The organism is Frankia sp. CcMO1 (assembly GCF_977945845.1).
Map to the genome: position 1 here is coordinate 1 of NZ_CDWTMG010000032.1, position 25,362 is coordinate 25,362.

Annotated in this window: 27 protein-coding genes; 4 read left to right on the top strand and 23 right to left on the bottom strand. The window is 70.8% G+C overall.

Translation table 11 applies throughout. From position 1 onward, the window contains the following. The 8 genes from AC08OU_RS06735 to AC08OU_RS06770 form a co-directional block, all read right to left on the bottom strand. Positions 1-1,612: NADH-quinone oxidoreductase subunit G (locus AC08OU_RS06735; RefSeq protein WP_476604506.1), on the bottom strand; the 1,612-nt coding region annotated here is incomplete at its 3' end. A 5-nt stretch (positions 1,613-1,617) separates the two neighbouring features. Further along, positions 1,618-2,949 (bottom strand): NADH-quinone oxidoreductase subunit NuoF, encoded by a 1,332-nt coding sequence (gene nuoF / locus AC08OU_RS06740; protein ID WP_476601368.1) that lies wholly within the window; start codon positions 2,947-2,949, stop codon positions 1,618-1,620. A 2-nt stretch (positions 2,950-2,951) separates the two neighbouring features. Further along, a complete protein-coding gene (gene nuoE, locus AC08OU_RS06745) occupies positions 2,952-3,734 on the bottom strand; it encodes an NADH-quinone oxidoreductase subunit NuoE (protein WP_476604507.1) in 783 nt (260 codons plus the stop codon). Next, the gene (locus AC08OU_RS06750) at positions 3,734-5,164 is read right to left on the bottom strand and encodes an NADH-quinone oxidoreductase subunit D (RefSeq protein ID WP_476601470.1); all 1,431 of its coding nucleotides are present in this window, start codon (positions 5,162-5,164) and stop codon (positions 3,734-3,736) included. Before AC08OU_RS06750 ends, nuoE begins: the two co-directional genes overlap by 1 nt. A gap of 73 nt (positions 5,165-5,237) precedes the next feature. Beyond that, positions 5,238-5,948: an NADH-quinone oxidoreductase subunit C gene (locus tag AC08OU_RS06755; RefSeq protein WP_476601469.1), complete on the bottom strand. Its 711-nt coding sequence runs from the start codon at positions 5,946-5,948 to the stop codon at positions 5,238-5,240. A 3-nt stretch (positions 5,949-5,951) separates the two neighbouring features. Further along, positions 5,952-6,767, bottom strand: coding sequence for a NuoB/complex I 20 kDa subunit family protein (locus AC08OU_RS06760; protein ID WP_462185652.1), 816 nt, complete (start codon positions 6,765-6,767; stop codon positions 5,952-5,954). After that, positions 6,758-7,120, bottom strand: coding sequence for an NADH-quinone oxidoreductase subunit A (locus tag AC08OU_RS06765; protein WP_011434998.1), 363 nt, complete (start codon positions 7,118-7,120; stop codon positions 6,758-6,760). Before AC08OU_RS06765 ends, AC08OU_RS06760 begins: the two co-directional genes overlap by 10 nt. A gap of 118 nt (positions 7,121-7,238) precedes the next feature. Continuing rightward, complete coding sequence (locus AC08OU_RS06770; protein WP_462202928.1) at positions 7,239-8,543, bottom strand: geranylgeranyl reductase family protein; 1,305 nt, start codon at positions 8,541-8,543, stop codon at positions 7,239-7,241. A 560-nt stretch (positions 8,544-9,103) separates the two neighbouring features. Here AC08OU_RS06770 and AC08OU_RS06775 point away from each other — a divergent pair. After that, positions 9,104-9,823, top strand: coding sequence for a dienelactone hydrolase family protein (locus AC08OU_RS06775; RefSeq protein ID WP_476601468.1), 720 nt, complete (start codon positions 9,104-9,106; stop codon positions 9,821-9,823). 57 nt (positions 9,824-9,880) lie between these two features. Here AC08OU_RS06775 and AC08OU_RS06780 read toward each other — a convergent pair whose 3' ends face one another. From AC08OU_RS06780 to AC08OU_RS06805, 6 genes are all read right to left on the bottom strand, one after another. Further along, on the bottom strand, positions 9,881-10,603 hold the full coding sequence (locus tag AC08OU_RS06780) for a demethylmenaquinone methyltransferase (protein WP_476601471.1): 723 nt from the start codon (positions 10,601-10,603) through the stop codon (positions 9,881-9,883). 16 nt (positions 10,604-10,619) lie between these two features. Next, positions 10,620-11,702, bottom strand: a complete 1,083-nt coding sequence (gene add / locus AC08OU_RS06785) for an adenosine deaminase (RefSeq protein WP_476601467.1) — start codon at positions 11,700-11,702, stop codon at positions 10,620-10,622. 24 nt (positions 11,703-11,726) lie between these two features. Then, on the bottom strand, positions 11,727-12,914 hold the full coding sequence (gene mqnC / locus AC08OU_RS06790; protein WP_462185648.1) for a cyclic dehypoxanthinyl futalosine synthase: 1,188 nt from the start codon (positions 12,912-12,914) through the stop codon (positions 11,727-11,729). A 141-nt stretch (positions 12,915-13,055) separates the two neighbouring features. Next, on the bottom strand, positions 13,056-13,331 hold the full coding sequence (locus AC08OU_RS06795; RefSeq protein WP_462185647.1) for a hypothetical protein: 276 nt from the start codon (positions 13,329-13,331) through the stop codon (positions 13,056-13,058). 42 nt (positions 13,332-13,373) lie between these two features. Then, on the bottom strand, positions 13,374-13,685 hold the full coding sequence (locus tag AC08OU_RS06800; protein WP_476599805.1) for a hypothetical protein: 312 nt from the start codon (positions 13,683-13,685) through the stop codon (positions 13,374-13,376). Beyond that, positions 13,633-15,150 (bottom strand): serine/threonine-protein kinase, encoded by a 1,518-nt coding sequence (locus tag AC08OU_RS06805; protein WP_476599807.1) that lies wholly within the window; start codon positions 15,148-15,150, stop codon positions 13,633-13,635. The genes AC08OU_RS06800 and AC08OU_RS06805 overlap by 53 nt, the downstream gene beginning before the upstream one ends. Positions 15,151-15,575: 425 nt before the next feature. Between AC08OU_RS06805 and AC08OU_RS06810 the strand changes: the two genes are divergently transcribed. After that, positions 15,576-16,667 carry an NAD(P)/FAD-dependent oxidoreductase gene (locus AC08OU_RS06810; RefSeq protein WP_476599809.1) on the top strand — a complete coding sequence of 364 codons (1,092 nt, stop codon included), beginning with the start codon at positions 15,576-15,578 and terminating at the stop codon, positions 16,665-16,667. Positions 16,668-16,754: 87 nt separating this feature from the next. Continuing rightward, the gene (locus tag AC08OU_RS06815; protein ID WP_476604508.1) at positions 16,755-17,246 is read left to right on the top strand and encodes a sirohydrochlorin chelatase; all 492 of its coding nucleotides are present in this window, start codon (positions 16,755-16,757) and stop codon (positions 17,244-17,246) included. On the opposite strand, the gene cobA is transcribed toward AC08OU_RS06815, so the two are convergent. The 6 genes from cobA to AC08OU_RS06845 all read right to left on the bottom strand — a co-directional run bounded on the left by cobA (position 17,212) and on the right by AC08OU_RS06845 (position 22,327). Next, positions 17,212-18,714, bottom strand: a complete 1,503-nt coding sequence (gene cobA, locus AC08OU_RS06820; RefSeq protein WP_476599813.1) for a uroporphyrinogen-III C-methyltransferase — start codon at positions 18,712-18,714, stop codon at positions 17,212-17,214. The two genes, AC08OU_RS06815 and cobA, sit on opposite strands and share 35 nt — an antisense overlap. Positions 18,715-18,774: 60 nt before the next feature. Then, the gene (locus tag AC08OU_RS06825) at positions 18,775-19,446 is read right to left on the bottom strand and encodes a phosphoadenylyl-sulfate reductase (protein ID WP_476599815.1); all 672 of its coding nucleotides are present in this window, start codon (positions 19,444-19,446) and stop codon (positions 18,775-18,777) included. Further along, positions 19,446-19,652 carry a transposase gene (locus AC08OU_RS06830; RefSeq protein ID WP_462185641.1) on the bottom strand — a complete coding sequence of 69 codons (207 nt, stop codon included), beginning with the start codon at positions 19,650-19,652 and terminating at the stop codon, positions 19,446-19,448. The genes AC08OU_RS06825 and AC08OU_RS06830 overlap by 1 nt, the downstream gene beginning before the upstream one ends. Then, on the bottom strand, positions 19,645-21,354 hold the full coding sequence (locus AC08OU_RS06835; protein ID WP_462185640.1) for a nitrite/sulfite reductase: 1,710 nt from the start codon (positions 21,352-21,354) through the stop codon (positions 19,645-19,647). Before AC08OU_RS06835 ends, AC08OU_RS06830 begins: the two co-directional genes overlap by 8 nt. 60 nt (positions 21,355-21,414) lie before the next feature. Beyond that, a complete protein-coding gene (locus AC08OU_RS06840; protein ID WP_462202617.1) occupies positions 21,415-21,606 on the bottom strand; it encodes a putative leader peptide in 192 nt (63 codons plus the stop codon). Between the two features lie 175 nt (positions 21,607-21,781). Continuing rightward, positions 21,782-22,327, bottom strand: coding sequence for a response regulator (locus tag AC08OU_RS06845; RefSeq protein WP_476604509.1), 546 nt, complete (start codon positions 22,325-22,327; stop codon positions 21,782-21,784). A 515-nt stretch (positions 22,328-22,842) separates the two neighbouring features. Between AC08OU_RS06845 and AC08OU_RS06850 the strand changes: the two genes are divergently transcribed. After that, positions 22,843-23,850: a helix-turn-helix domain-containing protein gene (locus AC08OU_RS06850; protein WP_476604510.1), complete on the top strand. Its 1,008-nt coding sequence runs from the start codon at positions 22,843-22,845 to the stop codon at positions 23,848-23,850. Positions 23,851-23,857: 7 nt separating this feature from the next. On the opposite strand, the gene AC08OU_RS06855 is transcribed toward AC08OU_RS06850, so the two are convergent. The 3 genes from AC08OU_RS06855 to AC08OU_RS06865 all read right to left on the bottom strand — a co-directional run bounded on the left by AC08OU_RS06855 (position 23,858) and on the right by AC08OU_RS06865 (position 25,355). After that, positions 23,858-24,733, bottom strand: a complete 876-nt coding sequence (locus tag AC08OU_RS06855; RefSeq protein ID WP_476599821.1) for a menaquinone biosynthetic enzyme MqnA/MqnD family protein — start codon at positions 24,731-24,733, stop codon at positions 23,858-23,860. Next, positions 24,730-24,981 (bottom strand): hypothetical protein, encoded by a 252-nt coding sequence (locus tag AC08OU_RS06860; protein ID WP_462185636.1) that lies wholly within the window; start codon positions 24,979-24,981, stop codon positions 24,730-24,732. The genes AC08OU_RS06855 and AC08OU_RS06860 overlap by 4 nt, the downstream gene beginning before the upstream one ends. A gap of 80 nt (positions 24,982-25,061) precedes the next feature. Next, positions 25,062-25,355: a hypothetical protein gene (locus AC08OU_RS06865; RefSeq protein WP_462185635.1), complete on the bottom strand. Its 294-nt coding sequence runs from the start codon at positions 25,353-25,355 to the stop codon at positions 25,062-25,064. Positions 25,356-25,362 lie beyond the last annotated feature (7 nt).

The following is a 25,362-nucleotide window of genomic DNA, read 5'->3' on the forward strand; positions in this document are numbered from 1 at the left end:
GGCCGCCGGGCAGCAGCGAGGGAAGCAGCCCGGCCGAGACCGCGCCGCGGTCACCGGCCCGCCGCGGAACCCAGGCGAGCGAGGCACCGGTCGCCTCGGCCAGCCGGACAGCCGCGGACAGCGCCCCGGGGAACTCCGCGGCCCGCTCGCCCACCAGGATCACCGCCCCCGGCGCCCGCAGGGCCTGCGTGGTCGGTGCTTCCGGCCCGCCCCGGTCGGGGGCGGCGAGCACGTCGAGGACGGCCGCCTCCTCGCCGGGCCGCGTCGGCACGAGGGTGCCGGCGAGCTTGGTCAGCCCCCGGCTCGCCAGGGGTGCGAGCGCGTGCACGGCCGCGCCGTGCTTGTCCACGGCCTTACGTAGTCGCAGGAAGACGATGGGCGACTCCTCCTCCGGCTCGAAGGCCACCAGGAGCACGGCCGGGGCGGCCTCGAGATCGGCGTAGGTGACGCCGATGCCGGTGCCGGCGACGGCATACCCGAGGAACTGCTCCTCCTCGGCGGAGTGCGGCCGGGCCCGGAAGTCCACGTCGTTGCTGGCCAGCGCCACCCGGGTGAACTTCGCGTAGGCGTAGGCGTCCTCACGGGTCAGCCGCCCGCCGGTGAGCACTCCGACCCCGCGCCGGTCCCGGCACTCGGCCAGTCCCCGCGCGGCGTACTCGAGCGCCTCGCTCCAGGAGGCCGGGACGAGCTGCCCGGTCTCGTCGTCGCGGATCAGCGGGGTGGTGAGCCGGTCGGCCGCGCGCGCGTAGGTGAAGGCGAACCGGCCCTTGTCGCAGTTCCACTCCTCGTTCACCGCCGGGTCGTCGCCGGCGAGGCGACGGGTCACCCTGCCCCGGCGGTGGTCGGTGCGCAGGGAGCATCCCGACGCGCAGTGCTCGCACGCCGTGGGCGTGGAGACCAGGTCGAAGGGCCGGGCCCGGAAACGGTAGGCGGCGCTGGTCAATGCCCCCACCGGGCAGATCTGCACGGTGTTGCCGGAGAAGTAGGAGGAAAACGGCTGCCCCTCGCTCACCGCGACCTGCTCGGCGGCGCCTCGCTCGAACAGCTCGATAAACGGGTCACCGGCGATCTGGGCGGAGAACCGGGTGCAGCGGGCGCACAGCACGCAGCGCTCCCGGTCCAGCAGGATCTCGGTGGAGATCGCCAGCGGCTTCGGGTACACCCGCTTGGTCTCCTTGAACCGGGAGACCGCACCGCCGTTCGCCATCGACTGGTTCTGCAGCGGGCACTCGCCGCCCTTGTCGCAGATCGGGCAGTCAAGCGGATGGTTGAGGAGCAGGAACTCGAGCGTGCCGGCCTGGGCCTTGCGGGCGACCGGCGAGGTTAGCTGGGTCTTCACGACCATGTCGGCGGCCACCGTCGTGGTGCAGGAGGCGACCGGCTTGCGCTGGCCCTCCACCTCGACGATGCACTGCCGGCAGGCTCCGACGGGGTCGAGGAGCGGATGGTCGCAGAACCGCGGGATCTCGATGCCGAGCAGCTCAGCCGCGCGGATGATGAGGGTGCCCTTGGGCACGCTCACCGACAGCCCGTCGATGGTGAGGGTGATGAGGTCGGATGCGACCGGCTGGGCCGGCTCTGAGGCGCGAGGCCTGGATGGGGCGACGGTCATGATGGTCAGTGCGCTCCCGCGTAGGCACCCGGGGCGGACGCGGGCGAGCCGTCGCCGGCCGTGGCGTCTCCCGGGGTGGGGTTCGGCTTCGTGGTCACCGCACTCACCGGGATGAACTCGTCCCGGAAGTACTTGATCCCCGAGACGATCGGGGAGGTGGCCCCGTCGGCCAGCGCGCAGAACGCCCGGCCGAAGATGTTGTCGCAGGCGTCGACGAGGGTGTCCACGTCCTCGGCGTCGCCCTGGCCCCGTTCCATCCGGGACAGGATCTGCACCATCCAGGTGGTGCCCTCGCGGCACGGAGTGCACTTGCCGCACGACTCGTGCGCGTAGAACTGGGTGAGCCGGCGGACGACCTTGAGCATGTCGACCGTGTCATCCATGATCATGAGTGCGGCCGTGCCGAGCAGCGACCCGGCCTCCTGCATGCCCTCGAAGTCGAGCGGCGCGTCGAGGTGCTCGGCGGTCAGCATCGGGGTGGACGACCCGCCCGGGGTCCACGCCTTGAGCCCACGACCGCCCCGCACGCCGCCGGCCAGGTCGAGCAGCTCCCGCAGGGTGGTGCCCATCGGGGCCTCGTACTGGCCGGGCCGGGTCACATGCCCGGACAGGCTGTAGATCTTCGGCCCCGGCGAGCGCTCCCGGCCCATCGACCGGAACCAGTCCACACCGTAGTTCACGATGTACGGCACCGACGCGATCGTCTCGACGTTGTTGACCACCGTCGGGGAGGCGTACAGGCCGTGCGTCGCGGGGAACGGCGGGCGCAGCCGAGGCTGGCCGCGGCGGCCCTCCAGGGAGTCGAGCAGTGCCGTCTCCTCCCCGCAGATGTAGGCGCCCGCGCCGGAGTGCACGACGAGGTCGAGGTCGAAGCCGCTGCCGAGGATGTCCCGGCCGAGGTAGCCGGCCCGGTAGGCCTCGGCCACGGCGGCCTGCAGCCGACGGGCCGCGTGGATCAGTTCGCCGCGCAGGTAGACGAACGCCCGGCCGGCCCGCACCGCGTAGGCCGCGATGACGATCCCCTCGATGAGCGAGTGCGGGTCCGCCATCATCAGCGGCGCGTCCTTGCAGGTGCCCGGCTCCCCCTCGTCGGCGTTGATGACGAGGTAGTGCGGCCTGCCGTCGCCCTGCGGGATGAAGCCCCACTTCATCCCAGTGGGGAAGCCGGCGCCGCCCCGCCCCCGCAGCCCGGAGTCCTTCACCAGCTTGATGAGGTCACCCGGGGCCATCGCGAGGGCGGTGCGCAGTGCGGTGTAGCCGTCGAGGCGGGTGTAGGTCTCGATCGTCCACGACTCCGGCGTGTTCCAGCGCCGGGTGAGGACCGGGGTGACGGGCATTGTCAGCTCCCCTTCCGTTCCGAGGAGGCCGGGGTCGTCGGCGCCGGAACCACCGCGGGCGGCGGCCCGGCAGGCGGTAAGGCGGGGCGCGCCGCCGCGTCGGCCCCCACACCATGGGTGACCAGCGGCGCGGGCGCCTGCTCGGCGCTCCAGCCGGCCGCCTCGGCCACGAGGAGACCCACGACCGACGGCTCGCCGACCCCCGGGCCCGCGACGCCCTCCGGCCGCGGATCGCCGAACCCGGCAAGCTGGCGGGAGACCTCGGCGAACGAGCACAGCGGACCGCCACGGGCCGGCGCCGGCCGCCGCCCCGCCCGCAGGTCCTCGACGATCGCCTGGGCGGAGTCAGGGTCGACCTGGTCGTAGAACTCGTAGTTCACCGTCATGACCGGTGCGTAGTCGCAGGCCGCGAGGCACTCGGCGTGCTCGAGGGTGATCGACCCGTCCGGCGTCGTCTCGTCATGGCCGATCCCGAGGAGCTTCGAGACCCGCTCGTAGACGTCCTCGCCACCGAGCAGCGCGCACGACAGATTCGTGCAGACCGAGACGAGGTAGTCCCCGACCGGATGCCGCTTGTACATCGTGTAGAAGGTCGCGACCGCGCCGACCTCGGCCCGGGTGATGCCCAGCACGTCCGCGCAGAACGCGACGCCCTGCGCGGTCACGCACCCCTGCTCGGCCTGTACCAGGTGCAGCAGCGGGAGCAGGGCCGAACGGGATCGGCCGGCTGGGTACCTGGCGATGATCTCCTGCGCGGCCGACTGGGTCTCCGGCGAGAACGCCATCAACGATCAACTCCCCCGAGCACCGGGTCGACCGAGGCGACCCCGACGATCACGTCCGCCACCTGGCCGCCCTCGGTCAGCGCCGGGACGGCCTGCAGGTTGACGAAGCTTGGATCCCGCACATGGACGCGGAAGGGTCTCGTGCCGCCGTCGCTGACCAGGTGGTAGCCGAGCTCGCCGCGCGGCGACTCGATCTGGGTGTAGACCTGACCGGCCGGGACGCGGAACCCCTCGGTCACCAGCTTGAAGTGATGGATCAGGGCCTCCATCGAGGTCCCCATGATATTCCGGATGTACGCGAGTGAGTTACCCGTCCCGTCGGACCCGACAGACAGCTGGGACGGCCAGGCGATCTTCTTGTCGGCGACCATGACCGGGCCGGGACGCAGCCGGTCCAGGCACTGCTCAACGATCTTGAGCGACTCGCCCATCTCCTCCAGCCGCACCAGGTAGCGGGCGAAGGAGTCGCCCTCCAGCGCGGTCGGCACGTCGAACTCGTAGGTTTCGTAGCCGCAGTAGGGCATGGTCTTGCGCAGGTCCCACGGCAGGCCCGCGGCGCGCAGCACCGGGCCCGTGGTCCCCAGCGCGATGCAGCCGGCCGCGTCGAGAACGTTGACGTCGACCATCCGAGCCTTCCAGACCGGCTGGCCGGTGAGCAGCGCGTGATACTCCCTGATCCGCTTCGGCATGTCGGCGAGGAACGCCCGGATGGCCCGCTCGGCGCCGTCGGGGAGATCCTGGGCGAGGCCCCCGGGCCGGATGTAGGCGTGGTTCATCCGTAGCCCGGTGATGAGCTCGAGCAGGTCGAGGACCTTCTCCCGCTCCCGGAAACCGAAGATCATGGCGGTGGTGGCGCCGAGCTCCATGCCGCCGGTCGCGAGCCACACCAGGTGCGAGGCGATCCGCTGGAGCTCCATCACCATCACCCGGATCACCGTGGCCCGCTCGGGTACCTGCTCGGTGATGCCCAGCAGCTTCTCCACCGACAGGCAGTAGGCCGCCTCGTTGAACAGCGGCGAGAGGTAGTCCGCCCGGGTGAGGAAGGTGACCGCCTGAGTCCAGGTGCGGTACTCACAGCTCTTCTCGATGCCGGTGTGCAGGTAGCCGATGACGATGCGGGTCTCGGTAACCGTCTCGCCCTCAATCTCCAGGACCAGGCGGAGCACCCCGTGGGTCGACGGGTGCTGCGGCCCCATGTTGACGACGATCCGCTCGTTCTCCTCCTCGCCGACGCCGAGGATCTGCTCCCAGTCGCTGCCGGTGACGGTGTAGACCCGCCCACTCGCCGACTCGGTGAAGCCGGCCTCGTAGGCCGGATGCTCCCCGGGTCCGCCGACGGTCCCGGTCGGGTAGCCGACGCCGTTCGCGCCGTTGGGGGCCCCGGTGGTCAGATCGTCCGTGGTGGCGGAAGTCGACGTGTTGGGCGTCATAGCGAACCTCGGATGTCGCCTCGTGGGATGTCGCCTTGGCGGTGTCGCCGGCTGGCCAGGGCCGGACGCGGGGTCACGAATAGCTCCGGCGCTCGTCCGGCGGCGGGATCGTGGCACCCTTGTAGTCGACGGGGATGCCCCCCAGCGGGTAGTCCTTGCGCTGCGGGTGCCCGATCCAGTCGTCCGGCATCATGATTCGGGTCAGGCCCGGATGACCCGTGTAGACGATGCCGAACATGTCGTAGGTCTCGCGCTCGTGCCAGTCCGCGGTGGGCCACACCGAGGTCAGGCTCGGCACGGTGGGATCGGCGTCGGTGACGGACACCTCGACCCGGACCCGGCGACGGTGCGTCATCGAGGTCAGGTGGACCACCGAGTGCAGGCGACGGCCGGTGACGTCGTCCGGGTAGTCCACGCCAGACAGCGAGGACAGCAGCTCGAACCGCAGGTCGGGGTCGTCACGCAGGGTCTGCCCGACGGCGGCGAGGCTCTCCCGGCGCACGTGGACGGTCAGCTCCCCGCGATCCACCACCACCCGTTCGACGGCGTCGCCGAGCTGGGGGAAGGCACGTTCGAGCGCGTCGTAGACGGCGTCGGCGTCGGCGTCGGCGAACGGGCGGGCGGTGGAGCTCAGGGCCGGAACGGGCGTCACAAGCCCGCCGAACCCGGAGGTGTCACCGCTGTCACCGGCGCCGAACGCGTCCCGGCGCCGCCCACCCGGGCCGCCGGGCACGCCGGCGGCGCCCGGTACCAGGTCGGCGGGGGCTGTGCTCTCGTCGCTCACTGCCTAGATCCCCCGATCCGGGTCGTCGACGTCGCCGATGCTCTCGGTGGTCGGGCCGGGCCCGTGCGCCCGGGCCTCGTCACTCGGCTTGGGGTCGACCGGTAGCCGCTTGGCGCGCCCGAACACCGAGGGCGGTGCGAGGGCAGCGGGCCGGCGGGTGTCCAGGGCGGGTTCGACCGCCCCGCTACCCGTCGGCGCCGGCGCCCCGGCCGGGATCGAGAAGCGCTTGCGGTCGTTCACCGAGAGGGTCCGGGTGTCGAATGCGCCCGCCGGCAGACCGGCCCGGGCGGTGGCCACCTCGATGGGTTTCGGATACGGCGAGGAACCGATCTTCGTGTGCTCGATCCGGCCGGAGATCGGGCCGGCGAGGATCTTCTCGTGCAGCTTGATGATGGCGTCCATGAGCATCTCCGGCCGCGGTGGGCAGCCGGGGAGGTACATGTCGACCGGGACGATATGGTCCACGCCCTGCACGATCGCGTAGTTGTTGAACATGCCGCCGCTGCTGGCGCAGACACCCATCGACAGCACCCACTTGGGCTCGGGCATCTGGTCGTAGATCTGCCGCAGCACCGGCGCCATCTTCTGACTCACCCGGCCGGCGACGATCATGAGATCGGCCTGGCGCGGGCTGGCCCGGAAGACCTCCATGCCGAATCGGGACAGGTCGTAGCGGCCGGCTCCCGTCGACATCATCTCGATCGCGCAGCAGGCCAACCCGAAGGTCGCCGGCCACAGCGACGAGCGCCGTGACCAGTTGGCGAGCTTCTCGACGCTGGCAAGAAGCACACCGCCCGGCAGCTTCTCCTCTAGTCCCATTCCAGACCTCCACGCCGCCACTCGTAGGCGTACGCGACGAAAATGGTCGCCATGAACAACGCCATCGCGCCGAGACCGAATACCGCCAGGCTGTCGAACGCTACCGCCCAGGGAAAGAGGAAGATAATCTCGATGTCGAAGACGATGAAGAGCATCGCGGTGTTGTAGTACTTCACCGGGAAACGCTGCGGCCCGGCCGGGGCCGGGGAGGGTTCGATCCCGCACTCGTATGCGTCGATCTTCGCACGGTTGAACCGGCGCGGGCCGATCAGCGCACCGGCCGCGACCGAACCAACTGCGAACAGGGCCGCGATCACGAGCAGAACGAGGATCGGCACATAGTTCGAGAGCATGCCGAACTCCTCTCCTTCGAGAGTTTGTTACCGGACGTTGGGATGAAACGGCTCGCCGGTGAACGGACCGCGAACGGTCCGGACTCGGCCCGCGAAACCAGTGGCCATTTCGGACACGTCAGGCCGCGGGAGCGAGCCGGGTCATCGCGTTGATCAGTCGGTCCATCGCATCCCCTCCCCGGGGGTCGGTAAGATTTGCCATGATCTTGAGAACGAAACGCATGAGGACCGGTCTCGGCAGCCCGTAGCGGGTACCGAACGCCATAATCGTCGGATTGCCGATGAGCTGGACGAAGAACCGGCCCAGGGTGTAATAGCCCCCGTACCGGGCCCGCATGAGTTCCGGGTACTGGCCGAGCGCCCGCTCCCGCGCCGGACCATCCGGGCGGGCGAGGGCCTGCACGGCAATCTCGGCGGCGTACCGACCGGATTCGAGCGCGTAGGCGATGCCCTCCCCGTTGAAGGGATTCACCATCCCGCCCGCGTCACCGACCAGCAGCACGCCGTCGCGGTAATGGGGGGTCCGGTTGAAGCCCATCGGCAGGGCGCTGCCACGCACCGGGCCGGTGGCGTTGTCCTCGGTGTATCCCCACTCCGGCGGCAATGCGGCGAGCCAGCGGCGCAGCAGGTCCCGGTAGTCGGTGTTCTGGAAGGCGTCCGTGGTGTTCAGCAGGCCGAGGCCCACGTTGCTCGTGCCGTTGCCAACCCCGAAGATCCAGCCGTAGCCGGGCAGCAGCCGGCTCTCGCGCGGCCTGCCCTCCCACAGTTCCAGATGGGACTCGAGGAAGTCGTCGTGCGTGCGGGGGCTGCGGTAGTAGCGGCGGACCGCGACCCCGAGCGGCCGGTCCTCCCGGCGGCGGATACCGAGGGCGAGCGCGATGCGGGCGCTGTTACCGTCCGCCGCGACGACCAATGGCGCCCGGAACGTCACAGATGTTCGGTCGGTGCCGGTCCTGGCGTGCACGCCGACGACCCGTCCGGTGCGCTCGTCGAGCAGCGGACCGGTCACGGCGGTCCCCTCGTGCAGCCGGGCACCGACCTTCACCGCGTGGCGGGCCAGCAGGTCGTCGAAGTCAAGCCGCGGACGGACCAGGCCGTAGTCGGGCCAGCTCGCCAGCTCCGGCCAGGGCAGCTCCAGGCGGACGCCGCCGCCGATGATGCGAAGCCCCCGGTTACGGGCCCATCCGGCCACGGGCGAGGTGTCGAGACCCATGTCCACGAGGCTGCGAACGGCCCGCGGGGTCAGCCCGTCGCCACAGACCTTCTCGCGGGGGAAGGTCGTCTTCTCCAACAGGAGCACGTCGAGCCCGGCGCTGGCGAGATGGTAGGCGGCCGAGGAGCCACCGGGACCCGCGCCGACCACGATGACGTCGGCGTCGGCCTTCGACCGGCCGGCCGCACCGTCATCCCTTGTCCTCGCCATGGTCACGAATTGCTCCGGATCTGCTAGACCACTCGTCCCGGGGGCACCCCACCGGGAGCCCTCCACCTGTGTGCTCGTGAAATTCTTCACGAGCGTTCTCGGCGAGTGTAGGCCTTGCGCAGGCCAACCGCACCAACCAGGATGCGGCGAAGAACGGACGAGTTGACTTCGTGCACCCTATCGCTACTGTAAGCGATAGTTCGCGGCATCGGACGCCCGCCGCCGGAGCTCGGCGGTCGATCGCCACCATGAGCGGCAGGTACAATTCCCGCCCGATCGGCCTGGATCAGGCCAGCTCACCCGCCTGGTGTCGGTCCGGAGCACTCGCCCGCAGCGCGAAGCGCAACGGAGAAACCACGAAGCCGGCCTCCACCGCCCGCCGGTGGCCCATATTCGCCCCCCCGGGGTGGGATTCAGCGCCCGTGCGGGGTAGTCCCTCCACAGGTCACCCGAAACGCGGTGGCTCGTCCGCGGTCGCCGCCGGTGTCCCGACGGCGCGGATGCACCATCACCCGAACACCATCACCCGAAGCAGCACGGACTGGGAACGAGAGAACGCGATGACCATCGCAGAGACCGTCGTCATCCCCGCCCCCGACGGGCCCGCCCCGGCCACGCTCGCCGAACCCGATGGTCCCGCACGCGGCGGCGTCGTCGTCCTCCACGAGGCGTTCGGCCTCACCGAGCACATCACCGATGTCTGCTCGAGGTTCGCGCGCGGGGGGTGGCGGGCAATCGCCCCCGGCCTGTTCCACCGCGCGGGCTCGCCCGTCTTCGACTGTGACGATCTCGCCTCCGCAGTGAAGATCATCCATAAGCTCAACGGCACCGACCTCCTCGCCGACATCGACGCCGCGCTGGTCGTCCTCGCCGAGGAGGGAACCGCCATCGACCGCTGCGCCGTCGTGGGCTTCTGCCTCGGCGGGAGCATCGCCTTCCAGGCGGCGGTGGCCCGGCCGTTCGGCGCCGCGACCACCTTCTACGGTGGCGGGATCACCATGCGCCGCTTCGGGGAACCCGCCCAGCTGGATCTCGCCGGCCGCCTGCAGGCACCGTGGCTCGGTCTGTACGGCGACCAGGATCCGAGCATCCCCACTTCGGAGGTGGAGGACCTGCGGGCGGCGACACAGAAGGCGTCTGTGCCCACCGAGATCGTCCGTTACCCACAGGCTGGGCACGGCTTCCACAACGACGCCCGCGCCGCCGCCTACCACGGCCCGTCGGCGAAGGACGCCTGGTCACGCATGCTGACCTGGTTCGACTCGCATGTTCCCGGCTGAGCCCACCCCGCCGACCGTGGCGCCGGCCGGTCCAGCACCATGGCCGGTCCAGCACCGTCAGTCCGGGGCGCGACCCCGGTGCAGCGCCACCACGCCGCCGGTGAGGTTGCGCCAGCCGACCCGGAACCAGCCTGCTTCCCGCAGCAGGCCGGCCAGCTCCGCCTGGGCGGGCCAGGCCCGGATCGACTCGGCGAGATAGACGTACGAGTCCGGGCTGTTGCTCACCGCGCGGGCCACGGCTGGCAGGGCCCGCATCAGGTACTCGACGTAGACCGTCCGCCAAGGCGCCCAGACCGGGCGGCTGAACTCGCACACCACGAGCATCCCGCCCGGACGGGTCACCCGGCGCAGCTCGGTGAGGCAGCCGAGCGTGTCGGCGACGTTGCGCAGACCGAACGAGATCGTCGTCCGGTCGAAGGTCTCGTCCCGGAACGGCAGCCGCAGCCCGTCCCCGGCGGTCAGCAGGATCCGCCCGGTCTCCCCCGGCAACGGCCGCGACGCCAGCCGACGCTGCCCGGCCCGCAGCATCCCCAGGGAGAAGTCGCAGGCCACCACGTCGGTCCCGGCGAGCGCGAAGGCTCGTGACGAGGTCGCCGTCCCGGCGGCGAGGTCGAGGCCCCGAAGGCCCGGCCGCAGGTCCAGCGCGTCCGCCGCGGCGCGCCGCCAGGTCCGGTCGAGCCCGCCGGTGAGCACGGTGTTGGTCAGGTCGTACCGGTTGGCCACCCCGTCGAACATCGACGCGACGTCCCGCGGACGTTTGTCGAGTCCCGCTCTGCTCACCATGCCCCTTCCTCACTCACCATGCCCCTTCCCCGCCACCGAACCGCGCCGAGGCCGCCGCCGAGGCGTCGCGGGCGGCCCTCTCGACGGTGTCCCAGTCGGTGCTCTCGCCGATCCGCCGCAGCCGCGCGCGGGTCGGCTCGTCGCACAGCGCGCCCGCGACCCCGGCGGTGTACAGGTCGCGGGCCCGGGCACCGAGCCCCGCCGCGACCGCGTGCTCCGTCTCCAGATCGGTGCCGAACATAGCGGGATCGTCGGTGGCGAGCGAGCACGCGACCCCGGCCCGCAGCAGCGCCGCCAGAGGATGATCGTCGAGGGACGCCACCGACCGGGTCCGCAGGTTGGACACCGGGCAGACGTCCAGCACGATCCCCTGATCGACCAGCCGTCGCATCAGCGCGGGGTCCTCGGCGGCCCGGATCCCATGCCGGATCCGCCTAGCTCCCAGCGCGTCGAGCACGCTCCGCACGGACACCGGGCCCGCTGTCTCCCCCGCGTGCGGGACCGCGGCGAGCCCGCCGTCGGCGGCCAGGGCGAACGCCGGCGCGAACGGCTCGGGGGGATGACCGACCTCCGGTCCGCCGAGCCCGATGCCGACGACACCGCGATCGGCGAACCGCACCGCCCACCGCGCCACCTCCATCGCGGCCTCGACTGGCAGCACCCGCTCGATGTCCGGGGTGAGGCGCACCTCGACGCCGTATCGCTCCCTGGCCTCGATCGCCCCGTCGGCGTAACCGTGGAAGATCTCCTCGACGCGGACCCCCCGATGGACCCGGAACCAGGGCGAGAAGATGCCCTCCAGGTAGACAGCGCCTGCCCGGGCCGCCTCGGCGGCGTAGTCGACGACCACCTGGCGGAAGTCGGCCTCCGTCCGCATCACGTGGGTGGTGAGGATCCAGGCCTTCAGGAAGTGGTCGAAGCCGCGGAAGCGGTAAAGGTCCGCGAGGCCATCGACCGTGCGGGCGGGCAGCGCCTCGGAGTTGCGGCGCGCCATCTCCAGCAGGGTGGCGGGACGGACCGTGCCCTCCAGATGGACGTGGAGTTCGATCTTCGGCCCGGTCGGGGACGGAACCGCGAATCCGGAGGGGTCACTCACCCGGTCACTGTATGGTGCTCCCGGCTACGCGGAGATGAGCGGCAGCGCGGTGGAGGAGAAGTGCGAGGCCACCCGGTCGTCGACCGGGTCCTGCGCCGGGTCGCGGTGCACGACGAGGTGCCGGTAGCGGGTGTCGCGCTGCGCGGGAATGCGGTCGGCCGCGCGGATCAGGGAGATCAGCTCCGCCCGGTTGGTGCGATGGCGCGCCCCGGCGGAGGAGACGACGTTCTCCTCCAGCATCACCGAGCCGAGGTCGTCGGCGCCCATGTGCAGGGTAAGCTGGCCGACCTCCTTGCCGGTGGTCAGCCAGGAGCCCTGCAGATGCGTGATGTTGTCGAAGAACAGCCGCGCGACCGCGACGAGGCGGAGGTACTCCAGGGTCGTCGCCTGGGTGCGCCCGCCGAGATGGTTGTTCTCCGGCTGATAGGTCCAGGGGATGAACGAACGGAACCCGCCGGTCCGGTCCTGGACGTCCCGGATCATCGTCAGGTGTTCGATGCGCTCGGCGTTCGTCTCCCCCGTGCCCATCATGAAGGTGGCGGTGGATTCCAGGCCGAGGTTGTGAGCGGTCTCCATCACGGACAGCCAGGCGTGACCGGACTCCTTCAGCGGAGCGATCGCCTGCCGGGGCCGTTCGGTGAGGATCTCCGCTCCCGCGCCCGCGAAGCTGTCCAGGCCCGCGTCCCGCAGCCGGGTAATGACCTCGGGAAAGGTCAGCTCGGACGTCCGGGCGATGTGCACAACCTCGCTGGCGCCCAGCGAGTGCAATGCCAACTGGGGATATGCCTTCTTGATGGCGGCAAAGGTACGCTCATACCACTCGATGCCGAAGTCGGGATGGTGCCCGCCCTGCAGCATGATCTGCGTGGCGCCGAGCTCGACCGCCTCCCCGCACTTGGCGACGATATCCTCGACGTCGCGGACCCAGCCCTCGGCATGCTTCGGAGCGCGGTAGAAGGCGCAAAACCGGCAGGCGGTCACGCAGACATTCGTGTAGTTGATGTTCCGGTCGATGATGTACGTCGCGATGCCATCGGGGAAACGGCGCCGACGGACCGTGTCCGCCGCACCGCCGAGCGCGTGCAGCGGCGCCCTTGTGTAGAGGAGCAGCGCCTCCTCCGCCGAGATACGCCCGCCGGCTGCGGCCCGGTCCAGCACGGACCGGATCTCACCATCGCCCTGACCCACCGGAATCTCGCCATCGACATCCATACGGCCCTCCCCGCGTAGCGCCTTCGGCGCGACGCGGGGACCCCTGGCATCGGGCACCGTACGGGGTCTCCGTCGAATCACCTTCGGCGATCCTCCCAGGGTAGCCATCGGGGCCATCGGCGCGACGCGGGGGATGAACGGTCAGTGTCCGGATCGCGTCCCCGGGTCCGCCGGGCTGGAGCCACCGTGGGTGGCGTCAGTGTAGCCACCGGTCGAGGAACCGGCGGTCGAGGAGCCGGCCGGGCTGGCGGGACCGGCGTCGTGGTGACCGTGGCCGCGGCTGGTGAGCTTCGCCTGGAGCTGCTTGATCTTGGCCCGGTTCTCCGGCCGGTTGGCCGCGGCCTTGGCCTTGTTGACCATCTCCTTGGTCTTCGGGCTGTGCAGGAAATCCGTGATCTTGTTCGAGAAACTGGCCATAATAACGGTGTACCTATCCGGGCAGGGGTTTACGCCTGCCGGTCATCCGTTCGACGACCCGCCCGAGGAGCCGCCGAACGTGTCCCTCACCCGGTTCCACAGACTGTCGAGCTGGTCACGGGTGTCGTCCTTGACCGACATGACGACCTTGTCCCACAACCGCTGACGCTGTTCGTCGACCATCAAGGCGATCTGGTCCGCCGCATAGAGCAGCAGCAGGACGACAAGGACGAACAGAATCGTGCGCTTGAAAGGGATCCGCAGCCGGAACCGACACCGGGGACGCGGTCGCGGCGCCGGTTCAGCGTAGGGAGCCGGCGCGCGTCCGCGCCGGTCCGGGCGTGCCTCGGCCACCCACGGGGCCGGGGCACGCCGTGGCTCCGGCGAGAGCGCACCGCGCCCCCTGACAGGCTCGGGACCCGCGGGCACCGACGGGGGCCACTGCTGGGCCACGGGGCGGGGCCGTGCCGGCGCCTGGGGGACGGTGCCGCCTCCGCGGCACGGCCGGCGTAGGGCCGACCCGGGTAGGGCTGACCGGCCGGCGGAGAATCCGCCCGGGGCTGGCCGCCGTGCATCGGGCGGGCGTCCGGTGCCGGCGGCGGATGGCCCCTCTCGCCGGAATCGTCGAAACCCGATCGGTGGCCGTTCCCGTCGGCCTCATCGTCGTACTGGACGAATCCGCCGCGGCGCGGTCGGCGGCCGGTGGCGGTGCCAGCGCGGGTGGCGGCATGGGCGGACCGGCCAGCGGGGGCATGTCGCGAGCTGAGTCGTTCCACCAACGATCGCCGCCGAGGAGCCGGGACTCATTCTCCCACCAGCGCCGCTGTTCATACGGGGTCGCAACGTGGGTCGGATCCGGTCGACCGGCCCCGTCGGCCCCGTCGGCCGCAACCGCCCCAGCCGCGGCGGCACTGCGTCCCCGTGGCCAGGTCCCGTCGAGCAGGGCGGTCGCGGCGTCTCGCGCGTCACCGGCCCGGCCGCGCTCGCCGAGCAGGGTGAGCAGCAGGTTCTCGGTGGAGGGCCAGTCCCGGGGGTCGCGGGCGAGCGCGGACCGGACGATCGGCGTGAGATCAGGCGGCATGGCCCGCAGGTCCGGCTGACCCGTCAGGATCTTCTCCGACATCTCCAGGTAGATGCCGTGGCCGTAGGGGTGACCGCCGGTGGCCGCGTAACCGATCAGCAGTCCCCAGGCGAAGACGTCGACCGCCGGGCCGAGCGCGGCGCCCTCCATCTGCTCGGGCCCCATCCAGCCGACCGAGCCGAGGACCAGACCCGTCTGGGTGCGGCCCTTTGTCATGTCGAGCGCGCGGGCGATCCCGAAATCGATGACCCGGGGGCCGGAGTACGACAGCATGACGTTGCTCGGTTTGAGATCCCGGTGGACGATGCCGGCCCGGTGGATGGCGGTGAGCGCGGACGCCACGCCCTGCAGTGTCGACAGCGGCAGCGGACCGGACTCGGTGACGGCCTGATCAAGCCGGACGCCGTCGATGTACTCCGTGACCAGATAAGGACGACGCGCGTCGGGATCGGCATCGAGGACCTGGGCGGTGCAGAAGGGCGCGACCCGCCGAGCGGCCGCCACCTCGTCCCGGAAACGTGCCCGGAACTCCGGGTCGGCGGCGAGGTCCGACCTGATCACCTTGATCGCAACGAACTTCTCGGCTGCGTCCTGGGCGAGGAACACCGTTCCCATCCCACCCGCGCCCAGCCGACCGACGACCTGGTAAACACCGATCGTGGTCGGATCATCGGGATGCGGCGCCTCGGCCGGATATCCGCCACTAGGCGAAACCCGACGCGCCGATCGTTCCGTCACTGTTCTCCCGCCCGTGTTATACCTCCGGCCGCGGCCCAGGTACCGTTCCGGCCTGGGAGCCGTCACCGGTGCCGCAATTGTCTCCCCGTGCAGGGAGACGAACCCATCATCACGCCACAGTCCGTCGTCGCCCAGTCCCTACGGGCATCCGCAACGGCGCGGAAGTCACGCTAACGCTAACCCTCTCGAGTAAATCGATGTCGAGCGTTGTCCGCCAGCCGACGCGGCGGATCCGGTCGTTCCCGCCAGCCGTATCCGAGGGGACCGCAGGTAGTCGACGACAACCACAGGTGGTCGACGACTCACCATTCCGCGGATGAAGGCGGGTGCGGCGTGTCTCCGGCAGGATGAGGGAGGGAACATCCACTGCTACCGACCGGCTGCCCCGACAGCGCCGGTCGGCCGCCAAGCTTAGGGAGTCACCCGTGGTCACGCAGTCCGCCGATGCGCACCAGCCCACGAACGCGGTCACGGAGACCGACCCCGCGGCCAGGGCGAGCGTCACCGGCGCCGTGCGGTCGGGGACGTCCCCGGTCGACACCGACGTCGACATGCTGATCGTCGGCGCCGGGCCGGCCGGCCTCTACGGCGCCTACTACGCCGGATTCCGTGGCCTGTCAGTCGCGCTCATGGACTCGTTGCCCGAGGCCGGCGGTCAGGTCACCGCGATGTACCCGGAGAAGATGATCTACGATATCGCGGGCCTGCCGGCCGTCCGGGGCCGTGAACTGATCGACGCCCTGTTGATCCAGGCGAACCAGTTCTCCCCCACCTACCTGCTGGGCCAGCAGGCCGCCGAGCTGACCCACGAGCCGGGCGCCGTGGTGGTGACCAGCAGCCAGGGTCTTCGGGTACGCGCCAAGGTCGTCGTCATCACCGGCGGTCTCGGCACCTTCACCCCCCGCCCGCTGCCCACCGGCACCGCGCATCTGGGCCGCGGCCTGGTCTACTTCGTGCCCAAGCTCGACGTCCACACCGGCCAGGACGTCATCGTGGTCGGCGGCGGGGACAGCGCCTTCGACTGGGCGCTGTCCCTGGAGCCGATCGCCCGCTCGGTCACCCTCGTGCACCGTCGGGACCGGTTCCGGGCGCATATGTCCACAGCCGAGCGGGTCGAGGCGTCCTCCGTCGAGATCCTGACCTTCACCGAGGTCGCCACGGTCCACGGTGAGGAGTGGATCGAGAAGGTCGAACTGGTGCAGACCCGCACCGGCGACCGACATGTCCGACCCGCGCAGGCGGTCGTCGCCGCGCTCGGATTCACCGCCGACCTCGGACCGCTGACCCGCTGGAATCTGACCATTGACAAGCGGCACATCGTCGTCGACCCGACGATGGCGACCGGAGTCGAGCGGATCTTCGCGGCCGGCGACATCACTGAGTACCCAGGGAAGGTCCGCCTGATCGCGACGGGTTTCGGGGAGGCCGCGACGGCGGTCAACAACGCGGCGCCGGTGGTGGACCCGTCGGCAAAGATCTTCCCGGGGCACAGCTCCGACGACGGCACCGGCGGCTGAGCGCCCGGCGGGCGTGACCGACAGGCGTGGCCGTTGTCCGTCGGCGCCCGACCGGGCGCCGACGGACCCGCGGCGCACACTGGGAACATGCGCGGTCTACTGGTGATCGGTCACGGATCCCGGCGGGATGAGGCGAACGCGACGGTTCGGGAGCTCGCCCACCGGCTCCTGGTCGATCCCGGCCATGTGGTCGATCCCGGCCATGTGGTCGATCCCGGCCATGCCGCCGCGCCATGGACGTGGGGGGCGGCCGAAGCCGCCTTCCTCGAAATCGCCCGGCCCGACATCGCCACCGGGTACGCCACGCTGGCCGACGCGGGATGCACCGAGATCGTCGTCTACCCGTTCTTCCTGTTCGACGGCAATCACACCCGCCGAGACATCCCGGCGGCACTCGACGACGCCCGGTGCCGGCACCCGACGACCCGATGGGTGCTGTCGGAGCCGCTCGGGCTGCACGCGAGCGTCGTCGACGCGGTCCGCGCGCGGCTCGACGACACCCTGCGTCTCCTGGTCCGCGAAGCCGAGGCCGCCGCTCCGAAGATCAACCATCCGGCGAGCCGGTGGACCGGCTGGTGACGACGAAGTCCGCGACGGCGGCCGCGAGCGGATGGACCCCGGGTTCGGTGGGCACGATGTCCACCCGCATGCCCGCCACCGCACAGGCCAGCGCGCTGCGTCGACCCATCGCCGCGATGAGCAGATCGGGCGGGAGAGGTCCGTAGATCTCGGCGGTGCTGCGGGCGGCGGTGGACGACGCGAAGGCCGCGACGTCGAAGTCGCCGTGCCGGAGCTCCTCGGCGATCCGGGGATCCGGCTCGGCGGTCACGTCGGTAAGCAGCGGCACCCGGCGCAGGGAACACACCCCGTCCGGCGGGTCCGCCGCGCCGACGATCAGCACCCGCGACGAGCCGGTCGGACCGGCGAGACCGGTCGACGACGGATCCATGGACAGCTCGGCGACGGGCACCGAGGCGAGGCCCAGCCCGTCAAGCGATTCCGCGGCGTCCCCGCGGGCCGCGACGAGAGTCAGGCCGGCCAACGCCCGCACGTCGGTGCCGGCTCGACGCAGCAGGGCCACCACGGCGGCGACCTCGTCCGCATCGGCCAGCAGCAGACCATCCGCTCCCGGCAACGCCGCCACCAGCACGGCACCGGCGTCCTCGACCGGCGCGGGCCGGGCGACAACGGTCTCGACCGCATCCGCGCCCAGCTGCCGCAGCCGGCGAGCCAGCAGACCCGGCCGCGGCCGGGTACGAGCCACGAGTACCCGGATCCCGGCGAGCGGCCCCGCCTCCGAGACCGGCGCGTCCCGGCGCGCCGCGACCTCTCCGACCACGATCACCGCGGGAGACCGCACACCGGCCGCGATCGCGTCGATCGCCAGCGCGTCCAGGGTGGTCCGCAGGACCCGCTGCGCCGGGGTCGCCCCGCGCTCGATGACCGCGACCGGCGTCGCCCCGGGGCGACCGCCGGTGAGCAGCGCGTCGGTGATGTCCATGAGACGCGCCACCCCCATCAGGATAACGATGGTCGCCCGGGAGGCCGCGAGACCGGCCCAGTCCACCGTCGACTCCGGATGGCCGGGTGGCAGGTGCCCCGAGACGATGGCAACCTCCTGCGCGAGACCACGATGAGTGACCGGGATGCCGGCACAGGCGGGTACGGCCAGCGCCGAGGTAACGCCGGGCACGACGGTGCACGCGACCCCCGCCACGGCGCAGGCCTGCGCCTCCTCGCTGCCTCGCCCGAGCAGGTAGGGATCGCCGCCCTTGAGGCGGACGACGCGCGCACCGGCGCGCGCCCGGTCGACGAGGACCGCGTTGATCTCCTCCTGGGTCCACGACGGCGCGGTCGGGCTCTTGCCCACGTGGATGATCTCGGCGCCGGCCGGGGCGGCGCCGAGGAGGACGGCCGCGGCGAGCCGGTCGGTGACCACGACGTCCGCGTTCGCCAGCACCTCACGGCCGCGAACGGTGAGCAGACCGGGATCGCCCGGGCCCGCGCCGACCAGCCAGACCTCACCCACACTTCGCCCGTCCGTCACGGCGTGCACCGTACCTGCTCGGTTGCCTTCGAACACTGGCAGCCGGCAGGCCCGAGGAGGTCAGTGGATACCACACTCCGTCTTGATCGAATCGGCCCACCGGCCCTCCCGGCCGGCGCCCCGCCGGGTGCACGGCCAGCAGCCAACCGAGTCGTAACCGTCGGAGAGGAGCGGGTTGACGATGACGCCGTGCTCGGCCACGTAGCGTTCGACGTCCTCGTCGGTCCAGGCCGCGAGCGGGTGGATCTTCACCTTGCCCCGTCTGGCGTCCCAGTCGACGACCCGGAGCTTCGCCCGGCTGGGCGACTCCGCCCGCCGCGACCCCGCGGCCCAGGCACGGTAGGGAGCCAGGGCCCGATCCAGCGGAACGACCTTGCGCATCCGGCAGCACAGGTCCGGGTCGGTCCGGTAGAGGTCCTGACCGTAGACGGCGTCCTGGCCGACGACGGTGAGCTGCGGACGGGCGCTGATGATCGGCAGGTCGTAGATTCCGGCCACCGCGTCCCGGGTACCGACGGTCTCGGGGAAGTGATAACCAGTGTCGATGAAAACCACGGGGACGTCGGACCGGATCCGGGCGAGCATGTCCACGAGGATCGTCTCAGCCATTGAGGCGGCGATCGCCAGCTTCGTCCCGAATTCCTCGACCGCCCAGCACAGGATCTCCTCCGCCGGCGCACCCTCGAGATCGTCCCCGGCCCGCAGCGCCCGGGCCTGCAACGCGGCATCCATCAGCTCGTCTCCTCGTCGTCACGCAACCCGGCTCCGGCGGCCGCGAGGGCCGTCAGACTCAGCCGGAAGCCCCGCAGGCAGGATCGGCACGCCCAGTACCCGTGGCCAGGTCCCGCGCCGGAGCCCTCCGGCGGCGTGTCCGGGACGATGTCCTCCTCGCCGCAGTACGGGCAGTAGAAGGGCACCACCCGCTCACCGCTAGCCATCAGCGGCACCGAGCGCCGTCAGCTGGGCCTCGTCGGCCCGCTCCGCCCAGTCCGCGAAGCTCTCCCCCGCGGTCCGGCCCGCCCGGTAGGTCTCCAGCACCGCGACGACGTAGTCGACGAGGCCGTCGGCGGTCACCTTCAGACCACGCGACTTGCGGCCCAGCCGCGACCTGGTACCCAGGTGCCCGCCGAGGTGGACCTGGAAGCCCTCGACCATCTCACCGGTGGCGTCGTCCGGTACCAGGGAACCCTTGAGCCCGATGTCTGCGACCTGGAAGCGGGCGCAGGCGTTGGGGCAGCCGTTGACGTTGATCCCGATCGGCTCGTCGAAGTCGGGCAGCCGGCGTTCGAGCTCGTCGATGAGGTCGCGGGCCCGGCCCTTGGTCTCGACGATCGCCAGCTTGCAGAACTCGATACCGGTGCAGGCCATCGTGCCGCGCCGGAACACGCTTGGGCGGACCACCAGGTCGAGCGCACCGAGTTCGGCCTCCAGCGCGTCGACGCCCGCGTCGGCGACATCGAGGATGACGAGCTTCTGCGTCGTCGTGGCGCGGATGCGGCCCTGCCCGAACCGATCGGCGAGGTCCGCCACCGCGGTCAGCGTGGTCCCGCTGAGCCGACCCGCCCGCGGTGCGAACCCCACGGCGTTGCGGCCGTCGCGCTGGCGGTGCACCCCGATGTGGTCGCGCCCCTCGCTGCGCGGCGGGGCCGGCGCCGGGCCGTCAGGCAGCGCCGAAGCCAGGTACTCCTTCTCCAGGGTCGCGCGCACCCATTCGGCGCCCATGTCCGCGACCAGGAACTTCAACCGGGCGCGGGTGCGCAGCCGGCGGTAACCGTAGTCTCGGAACAGCGACACGACGCCGTGCCAGACCTCGGCAACCCGCGCCGGCGGCACGAACGCGCCCAGCCGCACGCCGAGCCGCGGGTTCGTCGACAGACCGCCACCGACCCACAGATCATAGCCGGCTCCCAGTTCCGGATGGATGACCCCGACGAACGCGATGTCGTTGATCTCGTGCAACGTGCAGTGGTCGGCGCAGCCGGAGATGGCGCTTTTGAACTTACGGGGCAGGTTGGCCAGCGTAGGGTCGCCGATGAACCGGCGGACGACCTCGTCGATCGCCTCGCTCCCGTCGATGATCTCGTCACCGTCGACCCCGGCGAGCGGGCAACCGAGGATCACCCGGGGGGTGTCGCCACAGGCCTCGGCGGTGGTCATGCCGGCGTTCTCCAGTGCCGCCCAGATCGCCGGCACATCCTCGATCCGGATCCAGTGGAGTTGGATGTTCTGCCGGTCGGTGACATCGGCGACGTCCCGGCCGTAGCGGGTGGAGACGTCGGCGATCACCCGGAGCTGATCCGAAGTCATCCGGCCGCCGTCGAGTCGGATGCGCTGCATGAAGTAGGAGTCGTCCAGTTCCTCGGGTTCGAGGATCGCCGTCCGCCCGCCGCTGATCCCCTGCCGGCGCTGGGTGTACAGACCCCACCACCGGAACCGGCCCCGCAGGTCCTGGGGATCGATCCCGTCGAAACCGGTACGCGGGTAGAGGTTGAGGATGCGGTCCCGCACCTCCAGGCCGCCTTGGTCCTTCTTCATCCGCTCGTTCGCGTTGAGCGGCTCGGAATATCCCAACGCCCACTGGCCCGTTCCCTTGGGTCGGGACGGGCGCGCGGACCGGGCAGGACGAGCAGGAGAAGTCATGAGATCTCTCGGTGCGCAAGGAAGTCGCGGCGCCGGCAGCGGGCGCCACGAACGGAGACGTCAGCGGGAGCGGCGACAGCCGGCGCTGGAGACCCGCAGCAGGTCGACGTGCAGACGGGCGACGAGCATCGGCTCAATCACCAGGCACGGCACCGCGGGGGACGACGCAGCCCGGCGCCGACGGGAGACGTCAAGCGGAAGGCCTGACGCCTGCCCAACCGGCACCCCACCAGCGAGGGCGCACGTAGTCACGAGCCCATGTTTCCACAGAAGTACGGCTGATGGGCAAGTCGGGGCACTGTCCGGCCTACTTCGACCCGCCGCCCTGCTCCAAACTGCAACAAACCGGACGACCAGCCCCGAGACCGTCCGCCATGGCCGTCATGGCAGCGGAGAAAATGAACAATCCCGCCGGTCACGAGATCGCTCAGATCGTCCGGTGGGCGGCGCACAGCCGCCGGAGCTGCTCCACCAGCGGACCGGTGGCCAGCCCCTTCTCCAGCAGGCCGTCCGCGCCGAGTTCCAGCACCTGGTCGAGCAACGCATCCTCGGAGAATCCCGTGAAGATCACCACCGTGGCCCGCGGCACGACCCGCCGGATCCGCGGCAGGGCGGCGATGCCGTCGAGGACCGGCATGGCCAGGTCGAGCAGCACGAGGTCCGGCTCGGTGCGGACGACCTCGTCGATCGCCTCCGCGCCGTTGGACGCGGCGCCGACGATCACGAAGTCGGGTTCGGTCTCCAGCAACAGGCACAATAGGTCGCGCACCCCGTCCGCGTCGTCGACGACGACTACGCGCCGTGGAGCGGGCGGAGGCACCTGCTCCGCCGGAGCGGAACCACGGCCCACAGCGGAACCGCCGACCAGGCCGACGGCCTTCTCCCCGACGAGCCCGACGGTGTCGGCATCCACCGAACGGCCGGTATCCACCATTCTTTTGTACGCGCCCCGCCCGACCCCGCGCATCGTCATTCAGGATGGTTTCCGAGGATGACCCACGTTGGCCATCAGGCCGATACCCGCAGACCGTCGCGAAGCACCGCAGCCTGGACGCGGCCGCGATAGCACACCATGCGGGAATAGCCCGTCCGGACGAGCCCTCGGCGATTCCGCCGCTTTCCGCCAACACTTCCGTGGCAACACTCGCGTTTCCCAACAATAACCCAAGAAGGTCGGCATAATGTCTCGACGGAGGTGCGGTATGACGGGCGACTTCCACACGGCGATCGATCGGCCGACCACGAAGCGCGATGCCGATCGACTTCGCCTGCCGTTTGACAACTGAGAGTAATCAGTGAAACTGGATGTGTATGGGACTTTTGACCTCTAGTTTACTAGGGTGCGGCCTGGAGTAATCTGATCACTATCGGTGACTCTCTACTGGCCATCGGGCGGGCGACCGTCAGGCGGGCGAGCAGAGACAGCACACGACTGCTGAGCTTCCCTCCTCGGGAGGCGGGACCTTGCCACGCGGAAGGACGTCACAGATGCGGCAACGGAGCCGAGGCCGGCACGATGCAGCGACCGCCGAAGACCTGCTACCCGCTGAGGTCCGACGGCGGCGCTGTGAACGTGTCCTCTCTCGGGAGGAGCTCGCCCGACGCACCGGCTACAGCCGCCAGTACATCGGTCAGCTCGAACAGCCCAGCCGAGGCATCCCCTCCCGGCCGGTGATCGCCGCAGTCGACGCGGCGCTGGAGGCCGGGGGCGCCCTCATCGACCTGCGTGAGGCAGCCGTCGCCGCCCGGGCAGAACGCCTGCGTCGCCAGCCCGATCCGGAGCGGGAGTCCCGCCGCCGGGTTTCGGATCTGCTCGACCACCGCCGGTCGGACACCGAACTGGACTACCTCGATCGGTTGGTGGCCGATCTGATCGCCAAGGCCGACCGGCTCGATCCACAGGACGTCACCGCCCAGGTGCTGGAGCAGCAGAACGTCGTCGACAACCTGCTGCACACGCCCATGCTGCCGCACCAGCAGTTCCGGCTGTTCATGCTCGCGGGTCACCTGGCCGGGCTGCTCGCCATCTCCCTGTTGGACGTGGACGAGCTCGCGGGAGCCAGCACCTGCTGCCTCGAGGCGGCGGTGTTCACCGAGCTGACCGGTCAGGAAGGACTACGGGCCTGGACCCTCGCGGTCAACAGCCTCATCGACGCGGCCGCCCGGCAGGCCTGCGAGGGCAGCGAACCCGGCAGCGAACCCGGCACCGAACCCGGCATCGCGTCCGGCGACGGCCTCGGGGCCCCCGTGCCACCGGACCCACGGTCCGGGCCGCCAGGTGAACCCAGCGATCCAAGGTATGCTCTGGCCGGCGGGGATGACGCCGGTGGCGAGACGCTCGACGAGATGCTGATCGCGCCGGGCGGGCGAGCCACCCCGCCCCGGTTGGTCGCGCTGGTAAAGGGACGTATCGCGCGCTTCGCCACGGCGAGTACGCGCCGAGCGGTTCCGATTCCGCCGACCAGTATCTCTCACGCGTTCCGACCACCGGTCTGAGCGGCGGTCAGACGTCCGCGAAACGCAGTGCGCGCAGCGCCGGAACATCACCTCGCCGCGCGGCACGCCCGGCGAAGGCGATAATCCCCGCCTGCTGGCGCGCACCGAGCCGAAAGTCGAGAGTGGTGAAATACCGGGCCAGCGTGCCCGGGTCGAACACCTCAAAACGGGCCGCCCGCGCCGCGACCTCGTCCACATCACGCAGCGCCAGGTCGAGTCCGGAGCGGAACGCGCCGTGCACCTCCTTGACCACCCCGGGACGGCGTTCGGCGAAGGACCGTCGGGCGGCCCACACGGCGAACACCATGGGCAGGCCGGTCCACTCCCGCCAGGCGGCACCGAGATCGACGAGCCGGAGAGGATGGTCCGGACCGCCCCGCTCGGCATCGTAGGTCGCCCGTAGCGCGGCATCACCGATGATCACTGCGGCATCCGCCTCCCGCAGCATCGACGGCAGGTCCGGCGGCATCGTCACATACTCCGGTCGCAGGCCGTAGCGATCCTCCAGCAACATCCGGGCGAGCAGCACGCTGGTCCTGGACGTCGAGCCGAGCGCGACGGTCCGGATCTCCATGAGCGGCGCCGCCGTGCCCAGCACGACGGACAGGACCGGACCGTCGGAGCCGACCGCGAGGTCGGGCAGCACGACGAGCTCGTCGGCATGCCGGAGGTACTCCACCAGGCTGATCGGACCGATATCGAGATCGCCGGCGACCAGCGCGTCGTTCAGCCGGTCCGGGGTGTCCTTCGTCAGCTCGATGTCGAGCAGAGCACCGGAGTGGACCAGTCCCCAGTACAGCGGCAGGCAGTTCAGAAACTGGATGTGCCCCACCCGGGGACGGGCCTGGGTATCGCCATCGTTGTCCGCTCCGGCTCCGGTCAACGCCGTCCGCCCCGGCGCTCCTCCATGACCTCGATGACCACGCGGCGCTGGCGCAACGCCAGGGGATAGCTGAGCAGCCCGCTGAACACCACGGCCAGGGCGAAGGCCAGCAGCCCGCTCACCCCCAGCAGCAGGACCACGGCCAGCACCGCTCCGAAGAGCAGCACGCGTACCGCGAAGTACCGCAGGTTGATGCCAAGCAGGCCGCGCTCGCCCGCCTGGCCCGATCCGGTCGGCGAGTCAGGCATCGCCCCCTGTGGCCACGAAACCCGCTGTGGCCACGGAAGCCGCTGTAGCCACGGAACCAGCCGCCTACGCGGTTGCACCATCACGTCCTCCGTCTCTTCGTCGGCACCCAGCCAAGCCGGCGCAGCACGGTCGGGAAGAAGCCCAGCCCCAGGAAGACGACGAACAGACCCAGCAGGCCGGCGGCGCCGATCGGCAGACCGATCCAGTCGAGCACCACGTACCCGGCCACCCCCGGAAACAGGATCACCAGGAAGGCAAGCACAAAGATCGATCCGATGCCGGGCGCTCCGGGGGGCCGGACAGGCCCGGGACTCCCGGGCGCCGGCGACTCCTCGGATCCGCGGGCCGGCCCCGGCCCGTCCCCGGTGCCCATCCGGTCC